Here is a 4,371-nt window from a genome sequence, read left to right as displayed (position 1 = left end):
CGGTCTCGCACTCGATGCCTTCAGAGCGCAACCGTTCCTGCGCGAGGCCGAACTGCAGGACGTCGCCGGCGTAGTTGCCGTAGGTGAGCAGGATCCCGCCACCTCGGTGCACCGACCGCGCGACTGAGTAGACCTGCTGGGCAGAGGGCGCGGCGAAGAGGTTGCCCATGGCCGCACCGTCGGCGAGGCCCGGCCCGATCAGGCCGCTGAACGCCGGGTAGTGCCCGGAGCCGCCACCGATGACGACGGAGACAGTACCTGCGTCGGGCGCGTCCGCCCTGGCGACTCCTCCGCGGACGCGACGGACCCAGCGATGGTTGGCGGCCACGAAACCGTCGACGAGCTCGTCGGCGAACGCCGCGGGGTCGTTGTACAGACGGGTCATCGTCGATCTCCTGTGATCTGTTCCGCATCTTCGGGTGGGGCAGTGCGGTAGCGACCAAGAAACCAGGATGTTTCTAACTTGTCAACCGGTTGACCAATTGAATGTGAACTATCCTCGACGCATGCCCAGCTATCCGACGGACCCCACCAAGGAGCTCACCGGCCGTCTCACGACCATCTCGGCGAGCACGCCGACGGCGGCCGTCGCATCTCAACTGCTGGCCTACTTCACCAGCGGCGGGCTGGCCCCTGGATCGCGACTCCCGGCCGAGCGGCAGCTGGCGGAGATGCTCGGCACGGGCCGTTCGGCGGTGCGTGAGGCATTGGCGGCGCTGGAGATCCTCGGCGTCGTCGAAGTCCGTCCCGGATCGGGGACGTACCTGCACTCAGGCGTCTCCGAGCTGTTGCCCCGGACGCTGAGCTGGGGGCTGATGCTGGGCGCCGGGAGCACACAGGATCTGGTGGAGATCCGCTCCGTGCTCGAGGTGCTGGCGGCGCGGCTCGCCGCCGAGAAGATCGACTCCGCGGGCATCGAGGGTATGCGCGAGCAGCTGGCGAACATGCGCAAGCACGCGGACCTGGCCGATCACGACGCGTTCGTGGAAGCGGACGCCCGCTTCCACCAGGAGCTGGTCGCCGCGTCGGAGAACGACGCGCTCGTCGCGGTCCTGCAGAGCGTCCGCTCGCTGCTGAGAGTGTGGGTGGACCGCAGCGTCGACAAGGAGGAAGACGCTCGGGCCGCGATCGACGAACATGCCCGGGTGCTCGAAGCCGTGGAACGTCATGATGCGGCCGCGGCCGGCGACGCGATGACGGCGCACATGGGCACCGCGGGCAGCCGTATCGTCAGCGCCCTCTCGGCGTTCGAGGAGGGCGACGTCGTCAGTACGGACGCCTGAAGCGCAGCTGTAGCCGGTGTTCGAACGGTGTGACACCGGTGATGTAGACACGCTGGTCGCTGAGCGGTGGCAGGCCGCCGTTGTGCACGCTGTACTGCTCTCCGGAGGCCATGTCGACGTAGCCCGTGTCGCTGCCCGGGCCGAACTCGATGACGTCATCGCCCACGCGGTACGAGCCGTGGCCGTCGAGCAGCCGGTACGCGCCGTCGTCGGTCTCGGGTTCGACGCCGGAGAGTTCGCCGCCGGGACGGAAGGACAGCTCGATCGTCACGTTGACGTCGTCGGTCTCGTCGACCGTGAAGTCGAGATCGAAGCCGTCGGCGACCTCGGTGACCAGCACCTCGGTTCGTAGCGTGACGAAATGGTGCGGGCGGTTCGGGAAGTCGAGCTTGGAGAAGTAGCGGCCGTCGATCGAGTTGGTGTGCCGGTAGTCGCCGTCCTCACGACGATGCTCTTCGGGCAGCGGCAGCGCGTACGGGATGGCCAGCTCGTTGTGCAGGCGGTAGACGCCGTCGCCGACGACCTCCAGCCCGTTGCTGCGGAAGTGACCCATGCTGAAGAAGACGGGCGACATGCGCACCGCTTCGAGGATCGCGTCACCGTGGCGCAGTTTCAGGAACGTCGGGTTGGTGGAGATGCCAGAACCGATGCGGTTGAACAGGTGGGTCTGCTCGCCGTCCTGATACCAGTCAGTACCGCCGAAGATCGACGCCGACGTGGTGCCACGGCGGACGCGAGCCAGCTGCGCGCTGGGGAAGGTCTCGGCGTAGTCGGTCGGCACGTCGGCCGGCTCGGGGAGCACGGCGACGAGTTCGGGGCGCTCCAGCACGTTGGCGAACGCGTCGCCGAGGTGTTCTGCGTCGCGTTGCTCGATGCCCTTGACGACGGCGGAGAACCGGCCGTCGTCGTCGCGCAGCGCGAACTCCCGGTACTGCAGGTAGAAGTCGCGGACGTGCCTGAGCCGATGATCCTGATCCTGGCGCCGCGAGTGGATCGCCTCGACCTCGCCGTTCTCTTCGGTGAGGTACAGGTACATCTCCAGGTTCCGACGGACCCCGTCGAGCAGCTCCGGGCGATCGAGGACCCAGGCGGCAGCCAGCAGCGACAGGTTGGTGACCTCAGCCGCGTACGTGGGACTGCGCTCGCTGTACATGGCATCCGGGGCCTGGTCGATCCCTTCACCCAACCAGTCATCGATGCGCTGCACATACGCAGCGTCAGGGCGGACGTCGTGGATACGCGCCAACGCCGAGACCAGCTTCCAGCGGTGATTCGGAGTGTGCACGCCGCCGTTGACCAGGCCCGGTCCGGCGCGCCGCATCATCCGCTCGACGGGCTGCGCGAGTGCGCGACGGCGCGGGTGGTCGTCGGCGCGTAGCAGGGAGACCATGACGCCGAGATCCTCGATCAGGAATCCGGTGTCCGGCGGGGACTGTATGTTGCCGATGGTGAAGGTGCCGTTGTCATGCTGCTGCCGCCCCAGTACTCGCAGCCGCTCAAGGATGGAGTCGAAGAACTCACCACTATGGTGGTGCCGCGAGCGCGGTGATACGAACGGGGCGACGAGGCGGCGGATCGTGCGGGCCTGTGAACGCGGGGAACCGGCGCGGACGTCCGACGCCAACGCACTGCTCCCGAGTTCATCCGCGGCGTCGACCAGGATGGAGAGCGCTTCCTCGTCCACGTCGCCGTCGGCCGGCAAAGCGACACCGGAATTCGTGGACGCCGATGTCGCGCCGGCCATCCACGTCAAAGCTGATGGGAGAGCGATCAGACTGGCCGAGGCCGTTCTGAGGAAGTTCCGTCGGTCCATGCCGTGATGTTCCATCGGCCTGCTCCTTCTGCGCCGCGCCCGCTTCGGTGAGAGAAACCGCTTTCCAAGATCCGTTCATGATTACGTCGGCCGCGGCGGGGTGTCAAGAGTTTGTCCATACGTCATGACACGGCGGATACCTGCGCCATCAGGATCCTTACTGCGCGGCGCCCTTCAACAGCCAGCGGTCGACCGGGATCTCGAGCATGACCCGTGGTCCGTACGGTTCGATCTGAGTCGCCGCGTCCCAGCCGCCGTACTTCGCAGAGATGGCGGCGAGCACGTCCTCGCGTAGCGTTCCCGTGTGCACGTGCGCTCGTCCCTCGGCCACGCACGGCGTGTCGCCGTCCTCGAGAGCGAGGCTCACCCTGGGATCGTTCACGACGTTGCGCACCTTGCGATTCCGTGCGCCGCTGCTGATCCAGAAGCGATCGGCGAGATAGACGAACCAGACGGGCGTGACGTGCGGCGACCCGTCGGCCCGCAACGTGCACAGCCACACATTGCGTTCTCGTTCCAAGCGGTCGATCAGCGCAGTCTGAGTTGTCTCCACGGCCTCAGCATCGCAGTGTGGCGGCTGACGGAGCCACCTGCCCCTCGTCGAGTCCTCATGCGGTCGCGACTCGCGGACTTCGTTCGCCAGCGTGCCCTCGAGGGGCTGCACAACATCGTCAGCACATTGACAGACCGGGATTGTCAGCACATTGACAGACCGGGCCGATGCGCTCTTGCCGTGATCACTCTGAGCTATCGGAGATGTGATCATCGAGATGAAACCCGGCGAGCGTCCCAGATGAGTGTCGAGCAGCTCGGCCAGTACGATCGAACTTCATGAAGGCCTTCGGACGAGTCGTCGCCGTCGGCGGCGTCATGGCAGCTGTGGTCGCCCTGGCGCTCGTCGTCACCTCGCTGATCGCCCGCGAATCCGGGCCGTCGGGCGAAGGCCTCCACGTGTCCACCGCTCAATCCGAGGGGCCCGTGGCCAGCACGCCGACGCCGACGGCCGCGTGCGTTGTTCAGCCAGAGTACGACGTCGAGCTTCCGGAAGGCTGTGTGCCGGTCGATACCGAAGAGATGATGCGGTCCAACCGGCGCTACAAGGAGCGCATGGATCCCGAGGTCGAGGCGGTGAACGTCGCCCGGGAGCAGTTGCCGATCATCGGAGAGGCGTTGATGCCGCTCGCCGAACAACGGATGGTGAGTCCAGCCGAGGCCAGGGAGGCGCTCGCCGCGGCTGGATACGGCGACAACGTTCAGATCAGGCCGTACGTGGAC

At 66.7% G+C, this 4,371-nt stretch carries 5 protein-coding genes; 2 read left to right on the top strand and 3 right to left on the bottom strand.

Features of this window, described 5'->3' with window-relative positions; translation table 11 throughout:
- Positions 1-385 (bottom strand): dihydroxyacetone kinase subunit DhaK (locus tag ELR45_RS40410; RefSeq protein ID WP_240759173.1); only part of this gene is annotated, 385 nt, incomplete at its 3' end.
- A gap of 121 nt (positions 386-506) precedes the next feature.
- Here ELR45_RS40410 and ELR45_RS05455 point away from each other — a divergent pair.
- Positions 507-1,283, top strand: a complete 777-nt coding sequence (locus tag ELR45_RS05455; RefSeq protein WP_129664054.1) for a FadR/GntR family transcriptional regulator — start codon at positions 507-509, stop codon at positions 1,281-1,283.
- Here the strand turns inward: ELR45_RS05455 and ELR45_RS05450 are convergent.
- Both ELR45_RS05450 and ELR45_RS05445 read right to left on the bottom strand, forming a co-directional pair.
- Positions 1,267-3,096, bottom strand: a complete 1,830-nt coding sequence (locus tag ELR45_RS05450) for a hypothetical protein (RefSeq protein WP_205856066.1) — start codon at positions 3,094-3,096, stop codon at positions 1,267-1,269. The two genes, ELR45_RS05455 and ELR45_RS05450, sit on opposite strands and share 17 nt — an antisense overlap.
- A 157-nt stretch (positions 3,097-3,253) precedes the next feature.
- A complete protein-coding gene (locus tag ELR45_RS05445; RefSeq protein ID WP_205856064.1) occupies positions 3,254-3,649 on the bottom strand; it encodes a pyridoxamine 5'-phosphate oxidase family protein in 396 nt (131 codons plus the stop codon).
- Between the two features lie 278 nt (positions 3,650-3,927).
- Here ELR45_RS05445 and ELR45_RS05440 point away from each other — a divergent pair.
- On the top strand, positions 3,928-4,371 hold a 444-nt coding region (locus tag ELR45_RS05440), incomplete at its 3' end, for a hypothetical protein (protein WP_165367501.1).

This window comes from Phytoactinopolyspora endophytica (genome assembly GCF_004138495.1).
In the GTDB taxonomy this organism is placed as follows: Bacteria; Actinomycetota; Actinomycetes; order Jiangellales; family Jiangellaceae; genus Phytoactinopolyspora; species Phytoactinopolyspora endophytica.
Note: the sequence above shows the minus strand (reverse complement) of the source record. Positions and strands in the feature narration are given on the sequence as shown.

What these genes read in the sequence shown, in the direction of transcription:
- ELR45_RS05455 (WP_129664054.1), top strand. Translation starts at nt 507, where the DNA reads ATGCCCAGCTATCCGACGGACCCCACCAAGGAGCTCACCGGCCGTCTC.
- ELR45_RS05450 (WP_205856066.1), bottom strand. Translation starts at nt 3,096, where the DNA reads ATGGACCGACGGAACTTCCTCAGAACGGCCTCGGCCAGTCTGATCGCT.